The organism is Kribbella sp. NPDC050241, assembly GCF_044459685.1.
Taxonomy (GTDB): Bacteria; Actinomycetota; Actinomycetes; order Propionibacteriales; family Kribbellaceae; genus Kribbella.
Genome location: NZ_JBITJE010000004.1, coordinates 565,666 through 587,250 on the forward strand (window position 1 = coordinate 565,666; position 21,585 = coordinate 587,250).

The 21,585-nt window shown below is 68.9% G+C and carries 17 protein-coding genes; 14 read left to right on the forward strand and 3 right to left on the reverse strand.

What is annotated here, in order from left to right; translation table 11 throughout:
• Positions 1 to 89 precede the first annotated feature (89 nt).
• From ACIBG5_RS22845 to ACIBG5_RS22865, 5 genes are all read left to right on the forward strand, one after another.
• Entirely contained in the window at positions 90 to 1,277 is a 1,188-nt protein-coding gene (locus ACIBG5_RS22845; protein WP_396393485.1) for a patatin-like phospholipase family protein, read from the forward strand.
• Positions 1,274 to 3,238 carry a hypothetical protein gene (locus ACIBG5_RS22850; RefSeq protein ID WP_396393486.1) on the forward strand — a complete coding sequence of 655 codons (1,965 nt, stop codon included), beginning with the start codon at positions 1,274 to 1,276 and terminating at the stop codon, positions 3,236 to 3,238. Before ACIBG5_RS22845 ends, ACIBG5_RS22850 begins: the two co-directional genes overlap by 4 nt.
• Positions 3,238 to 4,506 carry an MBL fold metallo-hydrolase gene (locus ACIBG5_RS22855; RefSeq protein WP_396393487.1) on the forward strand — a complete coding sequence of 423 codons (1,269 nt, stop codon included), beginning with the start codon at positions 3,238 to 3,240 and terminating at the stop codon, positions 4,504 to 4,506. Before ACIBG5_RS22850 ends, ACIBG5_RS22855 begins: the two co-directional genes overlap by 1 nt.
• A 185-nt stretch (positions 4,507 to 4,691) precedes the next feature.
• Entirely contained in the window at positions 4,692 to 5,468 is a 777-nt protein-coding gene (locus tag ACIBG5_RS22860; RefSeq protein ID WP_396393488.1) for an SDR family NAD(P)-dependent oxidoreductase, read from the forward strand.
• Positions 5,469 to 5,570: 102 nt separating this feature from the next.
• Positions 5,571 to 6,893 (forward strand): wax ester/triacylglycerol synthase domain-containing protein, encoded by a 1,323-nt coding sequence (locus tag ACIBG5_RS22865; protein WP_396393489.1) that lies wholly within the window; start codon positions 5,571 to 5,573, stop codon positions 6,891 to 6,893.
• Here the strand turns inward: ACIBG5_RS22865 and ACIBG5_RS22870 are convergent.
• Complete coding sequence (locus ACIBG5_RS22870; protein WP_393382707.1) at positions 6,849 to 8,039, reverse strand: PucR family transcriptional regulator; 1,191 nt, start codon at positions 8,037 to 8,039, stop codon at positions 6,849 to 6,851. The two genes, ACIBG5_RS22865 and ACIBG5_RS22870, sit on opposite strands and share 45 nt — an antisense overlap.
• Before the next feature lie 197 nt (positions 8,040 to 8,236).
• Between ACIBG5_RS22870 and hpnC the strand changes: the two genes are divergently transcribed.
• Genes hpnC through ACIBG5_RS22910 form a run of 8 tightly spaced genes read left to right on the forward strand, consistent with a single transcriptional unit; the run spans position 8,237 to position 18,569 of the window.
• On the forward strand, positions 8,237 to 9,079 hold the full coding sequence (hpnC, locus tag ACIBG5_RS22875) for a squalene synthase HpnC (protein WP_396393634.1): 843 nt from the start codon (positions 8,237 to 8,239) through the stop codon (positions 9,077 to 9,079).
• Positions 9,076 to 9,960, forward strand: coding sequence for a presqualene diphosphate synthase HpnD (hpnD, locus tag ACIBG5_RS22880; protein WP_396393490.1), 885 nt, complete (start codon positions 9,076 to 9,078; stop codon positions 9,958 to 9,960). Before hpnC ends, hpnD begins: the two co-directional genes overlap by 4 nt.
• Positions 9,957 to 11,309 carry a hydroxysqualene dehydroxylase HpnE gene (gene hpnE / locus ACIBG5_RS22885; protein ID WP_396393491.1) on the forward strand — a complete coding sequence of 451 codons (1,353 nt, stop codon included), beginning with the start codon at positions 9,957 to 9,959 and terminating at the stop codon, positions 11,307 to 11,309. Before hpnD ends, hpnE begins: the two co-directional genes overlap by 4 nt.
• Entirely contained in the window at positions 11,306 to 12,352 is a 1,047-nt protein-coding gene (locus ACIBG5_RS22890) for a polyprenyl synthetase family protein (RefSeq protein ID WP_396393492.1), read from the forward strand. Before hpnE ends, ACIBG5_RS22890 begins: the two co-directional genes overlap by 4 nt.
• Positions 12,349 to 14,289: a squalene--hopene cyclase gene (shc, locus tag ACIBG5_RS22895; protein ID WP_396393493.1), complete on the forward strand. Its 1,941-nt coding sequence runs from the start codon at positions 12,349 to 12,351 to the stop codon at positions 14,287 to 14,289. The genes ACIBG5_RS22890 and shc overlap by 4 nt, the downstream gene beginning before the upstream one ends.
• On the forward strand, positions 14,286 to 15,749 hold the full coding sequence (gene ispH / locus ACIBG5_RS22900) for a 4-hydroxy-3-methylbut-2-enyl diphosphate reductase (protein WP_396393494.1): 1,464 nt from the start codon (positions 14,286 to 14,288) through the stop codon (positions 15,747 to 15,749). The genes shc and ispH overlap by 4 nt, the downstream gene beginning before the upstream one ends.
• Before the next feature lie 2 nt (positions 15,750 to 15,751).
• Positions 15,752 to 16,750 (forward strand): adenosyl-hopene transferase HpnH, encoded by a 999-nt coding sequence (hpnH, locus tag ACIBG5_RS22905; RefSeq protein WP_360447646.1) that lies wholly within the window; start codon positions 15,752 to 15,754, stop codon positions 16,748 to 16,750.
• Positions 16,751 to 16,778: 28 nt separating this feature from the next.
• The gene (locus ACIBG5_RS22910; RefSeq protein ID WP_396393495.1) at positions 16,779 to 18,569 is read left to right on the forward strand and encodes a 1-deoxy-D-xylulose-5-phosphate synthase; all 1,791 of its coding nucleotides are present in this window, start codon (positions 16,779 to 16,781) and stop codon (positions 18,567 to 18,569) included.
• Here the strand turns inward: ACIBG5_RS22910 and ACIBG5_RS22915 are convergent.
• Positions 18,544 to 19,476: a pseudouridine-5'-phosphate glycosidase gene (locus ACIBG5_RS22915; protein WP_396393496.1), complete on the reverse strand. Its 933-nt coding sequence runs from the start codon at positions 19,474 to 19,476 to the stop codon at positions 18,544 to 18,546. The genes ACIBG5_RS22910 and ACIBG5_RS22915 overlap by 26 nt on opposite strands.
• Positions 19,469 to 20,356, reverse strand: a complete 888-nt coding sequence (locus tag ACIBG5_RS22920) for a carbohydrate kinase family protein (protein WP_396393497.1) — start codon at positions 20,354 to 20,356, stop codon at positions 19,469 to 19,471. Before ACIBG5_RS22920 ends, ACIBG5_RS22915 begins: the two co-directional genes overlap by 8 nt.
• A gap of 92 nt (positions 20,357 to 20,448) precedes the next feature.
• Here ACIBG5_RS22920 and ACIBG5_RS22925 point away from each other — a divergent pair, with 92 nt between their 5' ends.
• Positions 20,449 to 21,582, forward strand: coding sequence for an ROK family protein (locus ACIBG5_RS22925; RefSeq protein WP_396393498.1), 1,134 nt, complete (start codon positions 20,449 to 20,451; stop codon positions 21,580 to 21,582).
• Positions 21,583 to 21,585: the final 3 nt, after the last annotated feature.

Genomic DNA, 21,585 nt, shown 5'->3' on the forward strand with positions numbered 1-21,585 from the left:
TCTTCAGGGGGAAACATGTTGCACTGTCGTGTTTCCGGCGTGCCCGTGGGCGGGTCGGACAGTTGCGGGGAATTGACCGGGGCGGGCCGATGAGCGAGATGGCCGCGGGTCCTGCGTCGGCACCGGATGAGGTGCACGTTTCTGGTGAACCGGTACGGCGCATTCCTGGTGATGCCGCCCGGGAGCCTCAGCCGGGGATCGCCCTGTGCCTGTCGGGCGGTGGCTATCGGGCGATGGTGTTCCACGTCGGTGTTCTGTGGCGTCTCAACGAGGCCGGGATGCTGCCTGAGTTGAAGCGTGTCTCGAGTGTGTCCGGCGGTTCGATCACGGCCGGCGTACTCGGGATGAATTGGAACGAACTGCAGTTCGATCAGGCCGGCGTGGCCAAGCAGTTCGTGTATCAGGTCGTCGATCCGATTCGTGCGATGGCGAGCACGCATGTGGACCTTCCGGCCGTGCTCACCGGGATCGGGCTCCCGTTCACATCGGTGGCCGACCGGGTCGTCCGTGCGCTGCGCAAGCACTTGTTCGGCCAGACGACGCTGCAGGGTCTTCCGGACAAGCCGACGTTCGTGATCAACGCGACGAACGTGGAGTCCGGCGTACTGATGCGATTCAGCAAGCAGTATCTGGCCGACTATCGAGTCGGTCGCATCAACAACCCGGAGGTGCCGCTGGCTGTCGCAGTGGCGGCCTCGTCGGCGTTCCCGCCGATCCTTTCGCCCTGCACTGTCGACCTCGACCGGGAGGAATGGATCACGCAACCGGGCAATGACCTGACGACGCCGGAGTTCCGCAACGAGATCCGGCTGAGCGACGGCGGTGTGTACGACAACCTCGGGCTGGAGACGGCCTGGAAGCGGTACGAGACGGTCCTGGTCAGCGACGCGGGCGGTCACCTGGGTGCGGTCGCAGACCCGCCGGTGGACTGGGCCCGGCACACGATCCGCGTTCTCAAGGTCATCGACAACCAGGTCAGGTCGCTGCGCAAACGTCAGGTCATCGATGCCTTCCGCAACAAGCGCCCCGGCATGTACGTCGGCATCCGCAGCCATGTGGACGACTTCCCGCTGGCCGACCCGCTGCCGTCGGATCCCGCTGTAGCGGCGAGGCTTGCGGGGATCCCGACGCGGCTGAACGCGATGGACGACGACGTCCAGGAACAGTTGATCAACTGGGGATACGTCATCTGCGACACCGGTCTGCGCGCCCACCTCGGGAAGCCCCCCGGTGATGGGACGTTGCCTTATCCCGACAATCCACTCACCAAGTTATGACGACCACCGGCGACACGGCGCCGGTGGCGCCGGTGGCGCCGGTGGCGCCGAACAATCCGACGATCAGGCCACCCGACCGGCGGCAGTTGAGAACCTTCGCGTTCGACCCGATGTCGACGAGGCTGTCCGGTCGATTCCTGGGACTCGACGTACCGTTCGAGGCCGATCTGTTGCCGGGTCCGGACGGCAGCCTGGTCCAGGTCGTCGACTACGACGCGACCCGGGATGTGTGGTACGAACCGCTGGACCTCAACGATCCGGCTGTCCTCGCGCAGGACGGGCTGCGGCCGGCCGAAGGGGACCCGCGGGCCCACCAGCAGATCGTCTACGCGGTGGCGACCAGCGTGATCGAGCGGGTCGAGCGCTTCGTCGGACGCCGGTTCCGGTGGCGGTCGAGCCAGAAGCTTCGGCTCGTGCCGCACGCGTTCGAGGGGCGCAACGCCTTCTTCGACCCGAAACGGCGCGCCGTGCTCTTCGGTTACTACCAGGCCGATCGGCGTGACCCCGGGCCGAACCTGCCCGGACAGGTCATCTTCACTTGCCTGTCGACCGACATCGTCGCCCACGAGGTGACGCACGCGATCCTGCACAGGCTGCGCCAGTACTACGCCGAGCCGACGAATCCGGACGTGTTCGCCTGGCACGAGGCCTTCGCGGATCTGGTCGCGTTGTTCCAGCATTTCGTCCATCGCGATGTCGTCTGCGAGGCGGTCGCAACGACGTCGAGCGATCTTCGCAAGAACAGTGGCCTGCTCCAGTTGGCCCGCGAGTTCGGCGAGTCGACAGGACGTGGAGCGGCGCTCCGCTCGGCGATCGGTACCGAACCGACGCCGCAGAGGTTCCTCTCGGCCTCGGAGCCGCATGAGCGCGGTGCGTGCTTCGTCGCGGCTGTCTTCGATGCCTACCTCGACAGCTACAAGAGGTCCATCGGAGATCTGATCCGGATCGCCACCGGTGGAACGGGCATCCTGCCGGCCGGCGAGTTGCATCCTGATCTGGTCGAGCGGGTCGCCGACGAAGCCGTGAAGAACGCCGACCGGTTGCTCGGCATGGTCGTCCGCGCGATGGACTACCTACCGGTGGTCGATGTCTGCTTCGGCGACGTCGTACGGGCGATTGTCACGGCGGATCGTGCGCTGTATCCGGACGACGCCATCAACCTGCGCGGCAATCTCGTCGAGGCCATGCGCCGGCGGGGGATCTATCCCGAGCAGGTCGCTTCACTGAGCGACGTGGCGCTCGAATGGCCGCCGGCGCTGGCGTGGCCGAAGGGTGCCGAGGCGGATCTGAACAACCGCGAGGCGCTGGATCTGAACGACCCCGAGGCGCCGGTCGACCTGCGAAACCTGATCCTGCTCGCGGCGATGGACCTGGACCCGGGAGGAAAGCCCGGCGCGTTGCAGGTGAAGGCTCCGCTCGGGAGCGATCCCGACGAAGGCGACATGGGCGACCCTGGCGAGGTCCTGTTCCAGACGCTCAGCCGCTGGGCCCGCCTCCATGCCGTGGAGATCGGCCTCGACCCGGACCCCGAACTGCGGATCGCGCTGACCGGCATCCATGTGGCGTACCGGCAGGCAGCCGACGGTCAGCCCCGGCCGGAGGTGGCGATCCAGCTCACCCAGCGGCGGCCCGAGCTGGAGGATCAGGAACTGCCGTACGACACCAGACCGAAGATGCGGGCCGGCACGGTTCTGATCGCCGGCGTTGACGGCCGGATCGAGCACATGATCGCCAAACCGCTGCCGTTCAAGGATGCGGCCGCGATCGCCAAGCTGCCGCTGGACCACCCTGGGCGTGACCACCACGACGCCGGCGTACGGCGGCTCGGGGCGATGACAGGGTGGGGCGAGCAGCTGGACATCGTGGACGCGTTGAGCGAATGGACCGACCAGCCGTCCGTCGAACGCCTGACCTTCGCCGCGATTCACGCGGAGATCATGAACGCGGATCGGGGGATCTGATGGCCCGGGCGCAATCGACCGTGACGGTGCGGATGTACAACGTCGGCTTCGGCGACGCCTTCGTGGTGACCGTACGACGGGGCCGCGCGCTCTGGCGGATGCTCGTCGACTGCGGCGTACACAACCAGGGACAGGCCAGGCCGATCCGGGAGTCGGTCCAGGCGATCATCGCGGACCTCACCGCCGACAGTGCGAACGGCGAGCCGCATCTGGATGTCGTGGTGGCGACCCATCACCATGCCGACCACATCTCCGGATTCGCGTTGTCTGATTGGGAACAGGTCACCGTGGACGAGGTGTGGCTGCCGTTCGTGGAGGACGCGGACGACCCGGATGCCCTCGCCTTGCGCAGCAAGCAGGCTGCGACCGCCCGTCAACTGCTGGGCATGATCGAACGACGGACTCTCGGTGTGGATCCGGGTCAGTGGCCGGCGGCGGTCGCGGCGGCGCGCAGCTTCGCGCTCAACTCGTTCGGGAACGCGGACGCGACCGACCGGCTGGTCGGACGGAACGGCCAGCGATTCAAGAACGACCACACCGTGCGCTATCTGCCGAACCTCGACGAGGTCAAGAACAAGATCGAGATCGGTGTCGACGGGGTGACGATCCACGCGCTCGGGCCGTCACGCGACCCCAAGGACCTGAAGGTGATGGACCCACCGGCCAGCGTCGGCTGGCTCCAGCTCAACCTCGATGAGCCGATCGACGGTTCGGTCGCGGCCTCGCCGTACCCGCTGTTCGAACAGGTCTACGCGCTGCGGGATCCCAGTCGGGTGCGGCCCGATCTGCAGGAAGCCGCGAAGTCCTTGCAACTGGACAAGCTCAGCAACGACATCGGCCTGCTCGGTGCGGCGTCGATCCTGGAACGTGCCGTCAACAACACCAGCCTGTTCCTGGTACTCGACGTCGCCGGCACGCACTTCCTGTTCCCGGGAGACGCGCAGTACGGCGCCTGGCAACACGTGCTGAACGACCCGCGGAAGAAGGCTCTGCTCGCGGACGCGGCCTTCTACAAGATCGGTCATCACGGCTCCCACAACGCCACCCCGAAGGCGTTCGTGGAGGAGGTCTGGCACGACGGCGCCGCTGCGATGTTGCCGTGGGGGTTGGTGAAACGCTGGGAGGACACCATCCCGAAGAAGGAACTGATGACCGCCCTGGCCGACCACAAACACACCGTGATCCGAGCCGACACCCAAGCAGACAAACGCATCGGAATCACCACCAAGGACAACCTCTGGCGAGAACTAACCTTCAAGCTCAAGTGACCAGCACGCACCGTCATCCTTGAGACCGTCGCGGAGGTCGTCTGCTGACCCGCTGGCGGGTTATGTGATCGCTGGCGGCATCTAGCCGGTCATCGGGCAAACAACCCCGTCAGCGGGCAGTCGCGACGCTGTCCTGAGGGCTTCTCGTCGGCGGTGCGTGCTGGAATGGAGGGCAGGAGGTGTGGATGCGACTTGATGGGAGGGTCGCGCTGGTGACTGGTGGGTCCGCGGGGATCGGTGCGGCGGTTGCGGAGCAGCTGGCCGAAGCGGGCGCCCGGGTGATCGTGCACGGCCGGGATGAGCAGCGGACCGAGGCAGTCGCCAAGCGGACCGGGGGAGTGCCGCTCCTCGGTGATCTCGCTGTGCCCGGCGCGGCAACCACGCTCGCCGACGCCGCCCTCGACGTCCACGGCCACATCGACATCGTCGTGGCGAACGCCGGGCAAGGCTGGTCAGGCCCGTTCGCAGAGATGACCGCCGCCGAGATCGACCGCCTGGTCATGCTCGATCTTCTGGCGCCTCTTCAGCTCGTACGCCGCCTCCTACCGCCGATGCTCGATCGCGGGACCGGCCAGGTCGCGCTCGTGGGCTCGATCGCCGGGCGCACCGGTGTCGCCGGTGAGGCCGTGTACGCCGCTACCAAAGCTGCGCTCGACGTGTTTGCCGAGAGCCTGCGGCCGGAGCTGCTAGGCACCAGCGTAGCCGTGAGCCTGACGATTCCAGGCGTCGTGGACACCGGCTTCTTCGCCGCCCGCGGTAGACCCTACGACCGCCGCCGCCCGCGTCCAGTCCCCGCCGCCGACGTCGCAAAGGCGCTCGTCGGCGCCATCGCCCGTGACCGCGCCGAGGTGTGGGTCCCCGGTTGGCTCCGCGTGGCTCCCGCCGTACGGGCACTGACCCCGGGCCTCTACCGGCGGCTGGCAGCCCGATTCGGCGAGCAGGTGATCTCCCGACCGGGGTAGGCGCGTCGGTGAGTAAGGAGCTGGCACCCCTGGCGATGCTCGCTTGGGTCGGCTGGCGCCGTCCGCAGCAGCGCGGTCCACGTCGGGATTACCGTGTTCATCGTGAGGATCGCCACGTGGCTGCAGGAGACACCGGGCGCCGTCGTACCGTCCAGCGACGCGTTCTTCCTCCACATCGAGAGCACGGGGGCCGCGCAGCACGTCGGCGGCCTGGTGATGCTGGAGCCGACTGAGGGCCGGCCGTCGATCGACGACGTACGGGCGCTGGTCCGCGACGGATTCGCCCGGTTGCCGCGCATGCACCAGTGCCTCGCTCCGACGTCACGGTGGCGACGGCCGCGCTGGATCGAGGCCGAGTACGTCGATCTGGACTGGCACGTCACCGAGCTCCACTCCCCGGACGGGAAGGCCGGACTGATGCGGATCCTCGGGGAGCTCGCCGAGAACCCGATGCCCCGGGACCGGCCGATGTGGCGGGTGGCGATCATCCGCGACGGCGGGCCGGGCGGCGCCGACGCACTGGTGGTGCTCGTTCACCATTCGATCGCCGACGGCATCGGAACGGTGCTGCAGGCCCTCAGTCTGTTCGAGCCCCGAGCCACGCTCCCCGTACCGCCCGGACGCGCTCCCAGCCGGCTCCGACGCGCCGCCGCAGTGGCCGTGGGCCTCGCGCAACTGGCCACCGACGGCACCGCCGCGTCACTGCCACCGAGTTCAGCGCGGCGCGGTTTCGGCGTCGCCGACATCGAGCTCGAAGTGGTACGTCGTACCGCTGCCGCTCACGCAGTGCGCGTGACCGACGTCGTGATCGCTCTGCTCGCCGACGCGGTGTACGCCGTGGCACCCGAACTCGCCCGAGCGGTGGACGGCCGGATGCGGTTCTCCGTGACGACGATGGTGCGCACGCCCGACAGCGCGGCGGAGGGGAACGCGACGGCTGCGGTGATCGTCGACGTACCGGTCGATGGCCGGCCGTTCGACGACCTGCTCGCGGAGGTGGCCACACGCACCCGGCGGCTCCGTCGGCCCACCCGGGCGATGGCGTCCCGCTTCGTCATGGCCACTGGCTTGCGGCTCGTCCCTGAGCCGTTCGCCCGATGGTTCGCACGGACCGTCTACGGGCCGCGCTTCCTGCACGCGGTTGTGTCCAACATGCCGGGGCCGACTGTCGCGCTGACATTCGCAGGGGTCGGCACGGGACCGACGTACCCGATCCTGCCGTTGGTGCCGGAGACTCCGCTCGCTGTCGGCGCGCTGAGCTGGAACGGAGTACTGGGCATCGGGCTGGCGACCGATCCGCAACTGCTCAGCGCCGCGGCGGTGGCCAGGCACCTCGACGCCACGTTGGCGCGGCTGCGGGAGAGCAGTCCCGTGCCGGTCTCAGGGAGCCGGCCACTCGAGGGCGAGGAAGAGCCGAGCGCGTGATTCCGGGTCGTCAAGGCGGTCGCCGAACAGGGCCCGGAGCCGTGCCATGCGATACCGCACGGTCTGCGGGTGAATCCGCAGCTCCTCGGCGATCGCGTGGCGGTCCCCGAACTGCCGCAGCCAACTGGCGAGCGTCTCGGTGAGCCGCGCTCGGGCGGCCTCGGTCTCGCCCTGCAGCGGAGCCAGCATCTCCTCGCGCAGCGCGGCCACCAGTGACTCGTCACGCCAGACGATCAAGGCATCGAGGTGCTCGTCGGCGAACACCGGATCGTCGGTGAGCACTCCCGTCTTGCGCAAGCGGGCCGCGATCCGGGCGATCTCGAGACTGCGGGGCAGCTCCGCCAGTGGCACCGGGTTGCCGACCACGGCGCCGAGGCCGGTGAGCTCCCGGCTCAGCTGGAGGCGGCGGCCGGGGCCGGACGGTTCCGGGATGATCGCGCCGAAGACCACGCCGTTGCGACGGATCGGGAGTGCTCCCGGCTCGAGCCGGCTGACCATCGTGCGGGCGAGCTCGTGGTCGCCGTCGATGTAGATCACCACCGCGGCCGTCTCCGGGATCCGCCACGCCGCCTGCAACGCCGCAGCCCGGATCGCCTCGGTGCTGGACCGGCCGGACAGCAGCAGGTTGGCGAGCTCCTCCCGGCGGCGCTCGCGGGCGAGCGCGTCGTCGAGTTGCTCCTGCACGTAGCCGTTGGCGGCCGAGAACGAGAGTTGGTTGACGAAGACAAACACCGAGTCGGCCAGCGCGGCCAGGTTGTCCGGTGCGAACTCCAGTCGCAGGGCGGTCGCGGCGACGTGCCGCCAGGCGATCCGGGCACCGAGCTGGAAGGCGGTGAGGAGCCGGGTGAGGTCGTTGCCGACCTGTTGCTGCCGGCGACCGATCTCTTCGAAGACCAGGCGTACCGTTTCGTCGGCACGATCGAGGCTGGCCCGCTCCGGGCTGGACAGGTCGGCGATCGACATGTCGAGCAGCCGATGCACGAACAGGGCTGCGGGTTCTACGACCGCGTCGCGCTCGGCATCGAGGAACGCGGCGTAGTCCGGCCAGTGCTCCGCGAGCCGGTCGCGAACCTCGGAGAGCAGGCCAGGCAGCCCCTCGAGCAAGGCCTCCTCGAGGCGGGCACGGTCGAATGTGGCGACGGTCATGTGAAGACTCCCACGCGTTCCTTGCCGAACGCCGGCGAGACAGGTGTCCTACGGATACGTCATCCCACGGGTAACTGTATCCCCGTGACAAATTCTTGCCGGACGAATGTGGTCCAGTGGGGCAGAGTTGGCACGAAACCGCTTCCCATCATGGGAGCGTGCATCCTGAAGGAGTGCAGAGGGTCCCATCGGACCGGGTGGATGAACAAGCCCATGATCAGGCACTGAGCAGGAGGGAGCAGGGCGAGAATTTCCCGGTGGCGCTGAGGTTGCTTCCTGCGCGGCATCGGGAGGCGCTGCACGCCGTCTACGGGTACGCCCGGACCGTCGACGAGCTGGGTGACAGCTGGGTGGGAGACCGGACGGCTGCGCTGCGCGCCTTCGCGGCCGACCTCGACCACATTTGGGTCGGCACCGAGCCCGATCACCCTGTACTGCGCCGGTTACGCCCGATCGTCCTCGACCACGCCCTGAGCGCCGAACCCTTCCACCAGCTGGTGCAGGCCAACCTGCAGGACCAGACAGTCTCGCGCTACCAGACCTTTGCGGACCTGCAGGGCTACTGCCGGCTGTCGGCCGATCCGGTCGGCCGCATGGTGCTCGGTGTCTTCGACGTACACGACGCTGAGACCGAGCGGATGTCCGACCGGGTCTGCACCGCGCTGCAACTGCTGGAGCACTGGCAGGACGTGGCCGAGGACCGGCGGGCCGGCCGGATCTACCTGCCGCAGCAGGATCTCCAGACGTACGCCGTAGTCGAGGCCGACCTGGACGACCGCGCGGCGACACCGCAACTGAGAGCGCTGATGAACTTCGAGATCGAGCGCGCTGCCGCGCTGCTCGAGGAGGGAGCCGCGATCGTGACCAGGCTCGACGGATGGGCTCGGGTGAGTGTGGCGGGATTCGTCGCCGGGGGTCAGTCCACGGTCCGCGCGCTGCGGCGTACCGGTGGCGACGTCCTGGCCCGGTCTGCTCGTCCGTCCAGGCTGGATACCGCCGCCCGAGCCTTACGACTGATCGCCGGGGCGGTTGCTCGATGACGATGACGGGGAGCCCCACGGTCCTGGATGCGTACGTCGCCTGTGCGGAGATCACCCGGACCGAAGCCCGCAATTTCTACTACGGCATCCGGCTGCTGCCCCCGCAGAAGCGCAACGCGTTGTGTGCGCTGTATGCACTGGCGCGGCGGATCGACGACATCGGCGACGGTGACCTGCCGCTGGACGAGAAGCGAACGGCACTGCATCGGATCCGAACGAACCTCGGGCGCCTCGACGACCTGCACGAGCCCGTCTACGTGGCAGTGGCCGACGCCGTACGCCGGTTCCCGGTGCCCATCGGGGCCTTCGAGGAGCTCGTCGACGGAGTCGAGACCGACCTGTCGCAGGTCCGCATCGCCGACTTCGACGAGCTCGTCGTCTACTGCCGTCGCGTCGCCGGCTCGGTCGGCCGGCTCTGCCTGTCGATCTTCGGCCCGACCGAAGCCGACGCCGACCTCGACACCCTGTCGCTGTACGCCGACCAGCTCGGCATCGCGCTGCAGCAGACCAACATCCTGCGCGACATCCGCGAGGACCTCGGCAACGACCGGATCTACCTGCCCGCCGACGAGCTCGAGCGCTTCGGAGTCCGGCTGACCTTCGACGAGCGGGGCAATCTCGACGATCCGCAAGGCCGCCTGGCCGCGTACATCCGCTTCGCCGCCGGACGGGCCCAGGACTGGTACTCGCTGGGCTGGCGGCTGCTGCCGTACCTGGACTGGCGAAGCGGCGCGTCCTGCCGAGCCATGTCGGGCATCTACCACCACCTGCTGCGACGGATCGCGGCCAACCCGGTGCTCGTGTACGACCGCCGGCTGTCGCTGTCGGCGGGGGAGAAGGCGCAGGTCGCACTCGCGTCACTGGCGGGAGCACGGTCATGAGTCGGGTGGCTGTCGTCGGGGGCGGCCTCGCCGGCATCACCACCGCTCTCGCGCTCGCCGACGCCGGCCGTGAGGTGCAGCTGCTGGAGGCCCGACCGAAGCTCGGTGGGCTGACCCACTCGTTCGAGCGCGACGGCCGGTGGATCGACAACGGCCAGCATGTCTTCCTCCGCTGCTGTAGTTCGTACCTCGGGCTGCTCGATCGGCTCGGTGTTCGCGACCACGTACACCTGCAGCCGCGTCTCGACGTACCGGTACGCAGCGGCTGGCACGCTGGTGTTGGGCGGATCCGGCGTACCAAGATGCCGGCGCCGCTGCACCTCGGGCCGGCCTTGGCGACGTACCGCTGGCTCAGCGTGTCGGAACGGGTCCAGGCGGTGCGTGCCGCGCTGGCGCTGGGCCGGGTGGACCGGGAGGACTCGGCCACTGACGCCCAGTCGTTCGGTGCGTGGCTGGCCGCACATGGGCAGGACGCGCGGGCAGTGGAGGCGCTCTGGGAGCTGATCGGTGTCGCCACCCTGAACGCACGCGCCGTCGATGCCTCGCTTGCGGTCGCGGCCACTGTCTTCCAGGTCGGTCTGCTCGAGCAGAGCGATGCCGCCGACATCGGTTGGCCGCTCGTTCCGCTGCAGCAATTGCATGGCGATGCCGCCGCTCGGGCGCTCGCCGCCGCAGGTGTCGAGGTCCGCCTGCATGCGCGGGTGAAGTCGCTCGACGACGTGGAAGGCGGCTGGCAGATCGATGCCGACAGGTACGACGACGTCGTACTCGCGGTGCCGCCTTCGGAGGCCGAGCGGCTGCTTCCCGAGGACGCGGTCGATCTGCCGACCGGGTGGGCAGACGCGCTGGGCAGCTCACCCATCGTCAACGCACACGTGGTTCTCGACCGGGTCGCTCTCGACGACCCGTTCGTCGCCGCGGTGGACAGCCCGCTGCAGTGGGTCTTCGACCGTACGCCGCAGAGCCTCGCAAGCCGGGCCGACAGCGAGCAGTACCTCGCGATCTCGCTCTCAGCCGCGGATGACTTCATCGACATGCCAGTTGCCGAGCTGCGCGATGTGCTGGTGCCCGCCCTCCGGCAGCTGCTGCCCGCGGCTGCAGACGCACGTGTGAAGGAGTTCTTCGTGACCCGAGAGCGACATGCCACCTTCCGGCCGGCACCGGGTTCCGGTCGATTCCGGCCCAAGGCGACCACAGCTCGTCCGGGCCTGCACTTGGCCGGTGCGTGGACTGCCACCGGTTGGCCGGCCACCATGGAGGGCGCCGTACGCAGCGGAGAGTCGGCCGCTGCCTCGGTACTGCGGGCGCCCCTTCGCCCATCGCTGCCGTCCGAGGACGTGTTGTCGTGACGGCGGTCGAGCCCTCGACCATGCCGGCGGAGAGCAACGTCCTGGAGCTTCTCGCCCGCAGCCGGGACCTGGTCGAACCCCAACTGCGTGAGGCCGTGGCTCGTCTCGACGACCACACCCGGCTCGTCGCGTCGTACCACCTCGGCTGGTGCGACGAGGAGGGGACGCCGACCAGCGGCAGCTCCGGCAAGGCGATCCGGCCTGGCCTTGTGCTGCTCGTGGCCGAGGCGGTCTGCGGGTCGCCCGGGCCGGGGGTGCCAGGCGGCGTTGCGGTCGAGCTGGTGCACAACTTCTCGCTGATCCACGACGACCTGATGGACCGGGACACGCAGCGACGGCACCGGCGTACGGTCTGGGCGATCTGGGGTGACGCTACGGCGGTCCTGGTCGGTGACGCGCTCGCCTGCCTGGCCGACGAGGTACTGGCCGAGTGCGAGGCCCCACCCGCCCGCTGCGCTGGACGTGCACTCGCAGTGGCCACCCGGGAGTTGATCCGCGGCCAGGTTCTCGACGTCGCGTTCGAACGGCGCGACGATGTCGGGCTGGCCGAGTGCCTCGACATGGCCGGCGGCAAGACAGGCGCACTGCTGGGGGCGTCGGCGCAACTGGGCGCAATCCTGGCTGGTGCCGATGAGGCGACCTCCGACGCGTTCCGGACCTACGGGTGGGAGCTGGGGCTGGCGTTCCAGCTCGTCGATGACCTCCTCGGCGTCTGGGGAGCCCCGGAGCGCACCGGCAAGCCGGTCTTCTCGGATCTGCGCGCGCACAAGAAAACGCTGCCGGTGGTGTGGTCGCTCGAGTACGGCGGTGCGGCCGGTCGTGAGCTCGCGGACTGGTTCGCGGACCCGGCGACACCGACCGAGGACAGCCTGCGGCACGCCGCCGTACTGATCGAACGCGCCGGTGGTCGCGAATGGGCCTCGGCCGAGGCGGACGAACGGGTTCGCAAGGCCGGCAAGGCACTCGACGCCGCGGGCGTCGCACCGGCCAACCGGGACCAACTCGATCAACTGGCGCAGTTCGTGGCGGAGCGACAGCTGTGACGGCCGAACGGCTCGCTCAGGACGAGAAGACCGACGTCCGCGCTGAGAACTGTCTGGACGCGGCGGTGGAGTACCTGCGGTCCCTGCAGCACGAGGACGGCTGGTGGAAGGGAGATCTCGCCACCAACGTGACCATGGATGCCGAGGATCTCATGCTGCGGCGATTCCTCGGCGTGGCTACCCCGAGGACCGACGCGGAGACGGCGCGGTGGATCCGGTCCCAGCAACGCGACGATGGGACGTGGGCGACGTTCCCTGGTGGGCCTGGTGACCTGTCGACCACAGTCGAGGCGTGGGTGGCGCTGCGGATGGCCGGCGACGACCCTGCCGAGCCGTACATGGCAGACGCCGCGGAGTTCATCCGCGGTGCGGGTGGAGTCGAGAAGGCGCGCGTCTTCACGCATCTGTGGCTCGCACTGTTCGGCCTGTGGGAGTGGGACGACTGCCCCGACCTGCCGCCGGAGCTGATCTTCCTGCCCAGCTGGGCACCCTTGAACGTCTACAACTGGGCCTGCTGGGCACGGCAGACGATCGTGCCACTGACCATCGTCAGCGCGTTGCGACCGGTCCGGCCGGTCGACTTCGGCGTCGACCAACTTCGCGCCGGTACGCCGACCGCACGCAAGGCTCCGCCGTGGACCCTCGACGGTGGTTTCCAACGGCTGGACGTCGTACTGAACGCCTACACGCGCTGGGGACCTCGCGGCCCGCTCGGTGGGATCCGTCGGCTGGCGATGCGACGTTCGGTCGAGTGGATCGTCGCTCGGCAGGAGGCCGACGGCGGATGGGGCGGCATCCAGCCACCGTGGGTGTACTCCCTGATCGCACTGCACCTGATGGGCTACGCCACGGATCATCCGGTGATGGCCGCCGGCCTGCGCGGGCTTGAGGGCTTCACGGTCCACGCGGACACCGCTGACGGTCCGGTGCGCTGGCTGGAGGCCTGTCAGTCGCCGGTCTGGGACACCGGGCTGGTGGTGGGCGCTCTGCTCGATGCGGGCGTCGCACCGGACGACCAGGCGGTGCTCAAGGCCACCGACTGGCTGCTCGACGAGCAGATCGATGCACCCGGCGACTGGCAAGTACGGCGGCCGACGCTGACGACGGGCGGGTGGGCTTTCGAGTTCGCCAACGACGGCTACCCCGACACCGACGACACCGCGGAGATCGTGCTCGCTCTACGCCGGGTTGTCCATCCGGAGCCGCAGGTGCTCCGGGCGGCCCTCGACGACGCGGTGGAATGGACGACAGGCATGCAGTCCGCCGACGGTGGCTGGGGCGCCTTCGATGCCGACAACACCGACACCACGCCGCTGCGGCTGCCCTTCTGTGACTTCGGTGCGGTGATCGACCCGCCGTCGGCCGACGTCACCGCCCACGTCGTGGAGATGCTCGCGGCCGAGGGCAGGACCGGCACCGACGAGTGCCGCCGCGGAGTGCGCTGGCTGCTCGATTCCCAGGAGGCGGACGGGTCCTGGTTCGGCCGCTGGGGCACGAACCACGTCTACGGCACCGGAGCCGTCGTACCGGCACTGATCGCGGCCGGCACGTCCACCGATGATCCGGTCATCCGCCGGGCAGTGCGCTGGCTGGCGGACCATCAGAATCCCGACGGCGGCTGGGGTGAGGATCTGCGCTCGTACGTCGATCCCACCTGGATAGGGCGTGGTGACTCGACGCCGTCGCAGACGGCGTGGGCCCTGCTCGCCCTGCTGGCGGCCGATGAACAGGACGAGACGGTATGCCGGGGCGTCGGCTACCTCGTCGACACTCAGCGGCCCGACGGCGGCTGGGACGAACACCGCTACACCGGGACTGGTTTCCCTGGCGACTTCTACATCGGCTACCACCTGTACCGGCTGGTGTTCCCGATCTGGGCGCTCGGTCGCTACCTCGGCAGAGACCGTCCGCATCAGGAGGGGGCGGTCTCACGATGACCTTGGGAACGGTCTGCACGCCCCTGTACGTCGAGTGGCTCGCGCTGCGCGACAAGCTCACCGCGCCGCTGATCCGCACCGGGCGGGCAACTGGCACGATCCGCGACGATCCAGTGCTCGTCGCCGGGGTCGGTGGTGCACTGACCGATCGGATTGCTCCCGGCGACCTCGTCGTGGCGACCGAGATCCGCCGCGACGACCGGACCGTGCCGAGCCACGCGGCCGACCTGGTGGCGGGCGAACTTCGCCGCGCCGGGTTGAGGGTGCATACCGGGCCGCTGGTCACCACCGACCACGTCGTCGACTCCGCCGCCGAGCGCAGAGCGCTGGCCGCATCCGGTGCGATCGCCGTCGACACCGAGTCTGCTCTGATCGCGGGAGACGAGGGCCGGTGCATTGTCGTCCGTGCGATTGTCGACAACGTCGAGCGGCCGCTGGCGCGCGCCGGAATGCCGCTGCGTGGGATCAAGGCGCTCGCCTCGCTGCGCCGGACGGCACCAGTCCTGGAGGTGTGGGCCGCCGCCATCGGCGACCGGGAGTTGTTGCTCGCCGCCCCGCGGTCGTTCTGCGCCGGTGTCGAACGAGCGATCGAGATCGTCGAGCGCGCGCTGGAGCGGTTCGGCTCACCCGTCTACGTACGTCGTCAGATTGTCCACAATCTCCATGTGGTCCGCGATCTGGAGCAACGGGGTGCCGTCTTCGTGGAGGAGGTCGACGAGATCCCCGAGGGCAACGTAGTGGTGCTCGCCGCCCACGGAGTCGCACCGGCCGTGCGTACGCAGGCCGCCGAGCGGCGGTTGCGGGTGGTCGACGCCACCTGCCCGCTCGTGTCGAAGGTGCACCACGAGGTCCGCAGGTACGCCGTACGCGACAACACCGTGCTGTTGATCGGCCATCCCGACCACGAGGAAGTCGTCGGTACGACGGGTGAGGCTCCGGGCAACGTGATCGTCGTCCCCGGCCCGGCCGAGGCGGAGACGGTACAGGTTCCTGATCCCGGCCGGGTCGCCTACGCGATGCAGACGACGCTCGCGGTCGAGGAGGCGGCCGAGACCGCGGCCGTACTGCGGCGCAGATTCCCTGCTCTCGCCGGTCCGCGCAAGGACGACATCTGCTACGCCACCAGCAACCGTCAGGCGGCAGTCCGCGAGATCGCCCGCCGCTCGGACCTGGTGATCGTGATCGGATCGCAGAACTCCTCCAACTCCCAGCGACTCGCCGAGGTCGCAGAAGCCGAAGGCACCCGCGCCGTACTCGTCGACGACGCCGCGGAGGTAAGGCTGGACTGGCTGGCCGGCGTGTCGCGGATCGGTATCTCGGCGGGCGCCTCGGCGCCGCCGGCCCTTGTCGACGATCTGGTCCGCAGTCTGTCCGGACTCGGGTCCGTGACCGTGACCGAGAGCGGGGCGGTCACCGAAGACGTCCGGTTCTCACTACCGAAAGAGGTGACCCAGCAGTGAGCATGCCGCTGCGGCAGTCCGTCCGTCTGGGCGGGTACTTGATGAAGCAGAAGCTGCTCCGGCGGGAGAAGTTCCCGATCTTGCTGGAGCTCGAGCCGCTGTACGCCTGCAACCTGAAGTGCGCCGGTTGCGGCAAGATCCAGCAGACGCACGACTGGCTGAAGAAGCGGATGCCGGTCGAGCAGGCGGTGGCCGCGGTCGAGGAGTGTGGCGCGCCGATGGTCTCGATCGCCGGCGGCGAGCCGCTGATGCACAAGGAGATCGACGAGATCGTCCGGCAACTGCTGGCGCGCAACAAGATCGTCTTCCTCTGCACGAACGCCGTACTGATGCCCAAGCATCTGCACAAGTTCACGCCGCACAAGAACTTCGCCTGGATGGTGCACATCGACGGCCTCCGCGAGCGGCACGACCAGTCGGTCTGCAAGGACGGCGTCTTCGACGAGGCGGTCGCGGCGATCAAGCAGGCGCAGGAGGCCGGCTTCCGGGTGATGACGAACACCACGTTCTTCGACACCGACAGTCCGCAGGACGTCATCGACGTACTGGACTATCTGAACGACGACCTCGGCATCGACAACATGCAGATCTCGCCGGGGTTCGCCTACGAGAAGGCGCCCGACCAGGAGCACTGGCTCGGTCCGGAGGAGACCCGGCAGCTGTTCCGCAAGGCGTTCGCCGACGGGCGGCGGAAGAAGTGGCGGCTCAACCATTCGCCGCTGTTCCTCGACTTCCTCGAAGGCAAGGTCGATTTCGACTGTACGGCGTGGGCGATCCCGCTCTACTCGCTGAAGGGCTGGCAGCGGCCGTGCTACCTGATGGACGACGGGTACGTCGCGACGTACCGGGAGCTGCTCGACGACACGGACTGGGACTCGTACGGGCGTGGCAAGGATCCGCGCTGCGCCAACTGCATGGCGCACTGCGGCTACGAGCCGACCGCGGTCGTTGCCACGATGGGGTCGCTGCGACAGTCCCTGCGCGCAGCAGTCGGGGCATGACGATGTCCGGCTGCGCGGGGTGGCTTCGATGAGCACAGTGCTCGGTGCCGACGCGGCGGCGCGGTTCCTCCCCGGTTTGCGTGGTCCCGAGGACCTGCGCGGCTTGCCGGCCGACGCCCTGCCCACGCTGGCCGAGGAGATTCGTGCGGAGCTGATCCGGCAGGTCTGTCGCACCGGCGGACACCTCGGACCGAATCTCGGCGTCGTCGAACTGACGATCGCGGTGCACCGGGTCTTCCAGTCACCCACCGACGCGATCGTCTGGGACACCGGGCACCAGGCCTACGTGCACAAGATGCTCACGGGCCGGTGGGATTCGTTCGGCACACTGCGGCAGTCCGGTGGACTCTCGGGCTATCCCAACCGGCTCGAGAGTACGCACGACCTGGTGGAGAACTCCCATGCGTCCACGGCGCTTGGGCACGCAGACGGCATCGCGAAGGCGTTCGAGTTGGCCGAGAACCATGATCGGCGCGTCGTCGCGATCGTCGGCGACGGCGCCCTCACCGGCGGCATGTGCTGGGAGGCCTTGAACAACCTCGCCGCCGCACCGAGCCGGCCGGTCGTCGTGGTCCTGAACGACAACGGGCGTTCCTACGAACCCACGGCCGGGTACCTGCCACGGCACTTGCACCAACTGCGCGACAATGTGGCCCGCGGCAACCTTTTCGAGGATCTCGGCTTCGCGTACGTCGGGCCTGTGGACGGACATGATCTCGCAGCGATGGAAGGCGCGCTACGGGCGGCCGCCGTACTGCGTCGCCCGGTTGTGGTGCACTGCGTGACGACCAAGGGCAAGGGTTATCGCGCCGCCGAGGAGGACGAGGCGGATCGGATGCACACCGTCTCGCCGGCCGCATCAATAGCGGCGTCAGGTCCGTCCTGGACGAGTGTGTTCGGCGACGTCATGCTCGAGATCGGCCGGCAGCGGCCGGACGTCGTCGCGATCACTGCGGCGATGCTGCGGCCGACAGGCTTGCACCCGTTCGCTGTGGAGTTCCCCGACCGAATCTTCGACGTCGGTATCGCCGAGCAGCATGCGGTGGTGTCGGCGGCCGGGCTAGCGGGTGCGGGCATGCACCCGGTCGTGGCGATCTACTCGACGTTCCTCAATCGCGCCTTCGATCAGGTGCTGATGGACACGGCACTGCACCACGCTCCAGTCACCTTCGTCCTCGACCGCGCAGGCATCACCGGTCCGGACGGGCCGTCGCATCACGGAATGTGGGACGTCGGTCTCTTCGGGTTGGTGCCGGGCGCCCGGGTCGCGGCTCCGCGTGATCCGGACCAGTTGCGCGTCCTGCTGCGGGAGTGCGTCGCGTGTGACGACGGACCGACCGTACTGCGCTTTCCGCGAGGCGACAGCGGACGGACCTTGGCCTCGGTCGGATGCTGGGGGAGTGCGTCCGTACTGCGCGCCGAGCCGGATGCCCAAATCCTGCTGCTGCCGGTCGGACCGCTCGCGGAGGCGGCTGTCGACGCGGCTGACGAGTTGCGGCGACACGGCGTACCGGTGGTTGTTGCCGACCCGCGCTGGTTGCAACCGCTCGACCCAGCGCTGGTGCAAGCCGCCGGACGCTTCCGGACCGTGTTCACCATCGAGGACAACGCACCGTCGGGCAGCTTCGGCGACGCGTTGGCCAGAGAACTACGCCAAGCCGGCGCCACCACCCAACTGCACAGCCTGACCCTGCCGGCCGACTTCGTCCCCGCCAGTTCCCGCAAGGACCTCCTGCACTCCTACGGCCTGGACGCGGAAGGCCTCGCCCGAACGGTCCTCACTACTGTCCGAACTACTGACCGAGCGAAGCGAGGGTGACGGCTACCCGGGCGGCGACGCCCGCGTTGTTTCGGGCCAGGGCGAGGTTCGCCGGAATGCTCTCGCCGTCCGTCTCCTTCTCGATGCGCTCCAGGACGTACGGCGTGACGGCCGGCCCGGTGACTCCTGCGCTCGCACTTGCCGCCAGAGCCGCGGCGAGTACGTCGGTGATCCGTGACTCCGGGATCTCGTCCTCGACGGGAATCGGGACGGTCAGCAGAACGCCGGTATTGGGCCGCGAGCGGAAGCGCAGTACGTCGCAGACCACCCGCTCGTCGTCGACCCGGTGCGGAACCGGCAGTCCACTCGACCGGGTGTAGAACGCCGGGAACCAGTCGTGCTGCCAGCCCAGGACCGGGACGCCGACGGTCTCGAGGTACTCGAGGGTTCGCGGCAGGTCGAGGAACGCCTTGGCTCCGGCGCACACGGTGATGACCGGGTGGTTGGCGATGGCGTCGAGGTCGGCCGAGACGTCCCCGCTGAGTTCGGATCCGCGGTGCACACCACCGATGCCGCCGGTGGCGAACACCGAGATGCCCGCCGCGTGCGCCAGCGTGACCGTCGCCGAGACTGTGGTGACCCCGACATCCCATCCTTGTGCTTGCGCCACGGCCAGATCGCGCTCGGCGACCTTCCGCGTGCCCTGCAGCACACGCTTCTCCTCGTCCGGCGACAGCCCGACATGTGGCCGGCCGTCGAGGATCGCGGTCACAGCCGGTGTGGCGCCTTGGTCGAGGACCGCTCGCTTGCAGAGTTCGAGGGCCTCGGCGTTCGCAGGGGCGGGCAGCCCGAGGTTCGAGAAGATGGTCGACTCGAGCGCGACGACCGCGCGTCCCTCGTCGAGAGCTTGCGCTACGTCGTCGGCCACGATGGGCTGGAAGGTCTGCACCCTGCCATTGTCAGTCACGAACAACTCCCTCTGTGGTCAAGGTGGCGCCGGGTTCGGTGAGAACCCGCCGGGCGAGCCGGTGACCGGCTTCCACCGCGTCGACAACCTCCGCGTGATTGAGCACCGCGGACAGGAAGCCCGCCGCGAACGCATCCCCGGCTCCGGTCGTGTCGCGTACTTCGTCGATCGCCGGCACCCGGACCATGGCCGATTTGTTGCCGCCGGCATGCACCTCGGTGGGCTCCACGCCGTTCTTGACCACAACCGTCGTACCGGAACCGGCGAGCTGCCGCAGGGAGCCGAGGTCGGCTTCGATGCCGTTGGCAAAGATGTACGTCGGCTGGAGCGTTCCGACCAGCGAGCGGAAGGTGTCCCGTCCGATGGAGTCGATGAGAGCGACCGACGACGCATCGATCGTGAGGATCGCGCTCTCGGCCCGAGCGATCTCCGCGGCTCGGCGGAGGACAGGCAAGGACAGCCCAGTCAGCGAGTACGCCGAGAGATGGACCGCCGCGGCACCGGAGATCCAGGAGTCCGGAACGTCGGCCAGCTCGGCCGCGGCACCTCGATCGGGGAACATCGTTCGTTCTCCGGCCGCATCCACGAGGATGACGATGGTCCCCGTTCGGCCCTGTCGCTGCACCTTGGCGTCAACGCCCGCCGTCGCCAGTTCCCGTACGAGTGCCTCGCCGACGGCGTCGTCCCCGACCCGGCCGATGAACCGGACCGGCGTACCGAGGCTGCTCGCGAACACAGCGACGTTCGACGCCCCACCACCTCGCCCGCGCCGGATCCGTGCCGAGTTGTCCGTCCCGGTCCGCAGCGCCCCCTCCGACCAGACCACAACGTCCTCAACCAGATCGCCGATGCACACCAGGCGACCCTCGGCACTCGTCACAGGCTCATACCTCCAGTCCGGGTGGTCCGACGCTACCCGTCGCTGGACTGCCTATAGTTATCAGGGAGTCCATCCGAACTCCGGGGGTCGCGATGACCGATGAGCCGAGCGGTGGCGATCTGTCCCGGCTGCGGCAGCTCAACGCACTGAGCGTGCTGCGAATCCTGCGCGACGAGAAGCCGTTGACGCTGACCGAGCTGGCGAAGCGGACCGGCCTGTCCAGGGCCTCGACCGAGGATGTCGCGCGCGAGTTGCTGGCTCGTGGCTGGGTTGCGGAGTTGGCCCCGACTGTGGGCACCGTCGGCCGGCCCGCCCGTCGCTACCGTTTCCGCGCCGACGCGGGCCGGATCCTTGGCGTCGACATCGGCGGCCACAAGATCCTTGCCATGGTCACCGATCTCGAGGGCGTGGTGCTGAACCAGACCCGTGTCGCGGTCAGCCCGCGGATCGGACGCCGGGAACGCCTGGCAATGCTCGACGACTGTGTCACCACCACCCTCGCCGGAGCCGGCGTGACCCCCGATCGGATCTGGTCGACCGGAGTCGCCTCCACCGGACTCGTCGACGGCACCGGCAAGGTGATGCTGTCCGACTCCGTGCCGGAGTGGACCGGTGTCGACCTGGCCGCGCACTTTCGCCGACTCGTCCCCGGACCCGTCCGAGTCGAGAACGACTGCAAGCTGGCCGCACTCGCGGAGTCCTGGCGTGGTGTCGCCCGGTACGCCGGGAACGTCGTGTTCCTGCTCGCCGGCCTCCGCACCGGTGCCGGTCTGATCATCGACGGCAAGCTGCACCGAGGGTTCGGCAACGCCGCGGGGGAGATCGGCGCGTTACCGGCGGCCGGTTGGCTGAGGGCTCCGCAGCACCTGTACGACTGGCTGGGTGGTGGCGACGATGTGGAAGAGGTGTTCCTCGCCGCCCGGGACGGGGACCGGACGGCGATCCGGGCTGTCCGCGGGTACGTTCGCGACATCGCGGTCGGCGCGTCGGCGCTGGTTCTCACCCTCGATCCGGAGCTCGTCGTGATCGGCGGCGGCTTCTCCCGGTCGGCCGACGTACTGGTCGAACCTCTGCGTCGCGAGCTCGACCGCTGGTGTCTGCGGACCCCCGAGATCAGGGTGTCGGAGTTCGGAGCCGAGGGAGTCACGCTCGGTGCCGTCCGGCTCGCGCTCGAGCAGGTCGAGGCCACCCGGTACGACGGGAAACTGCCCGTCTCGGCGATCTGACCG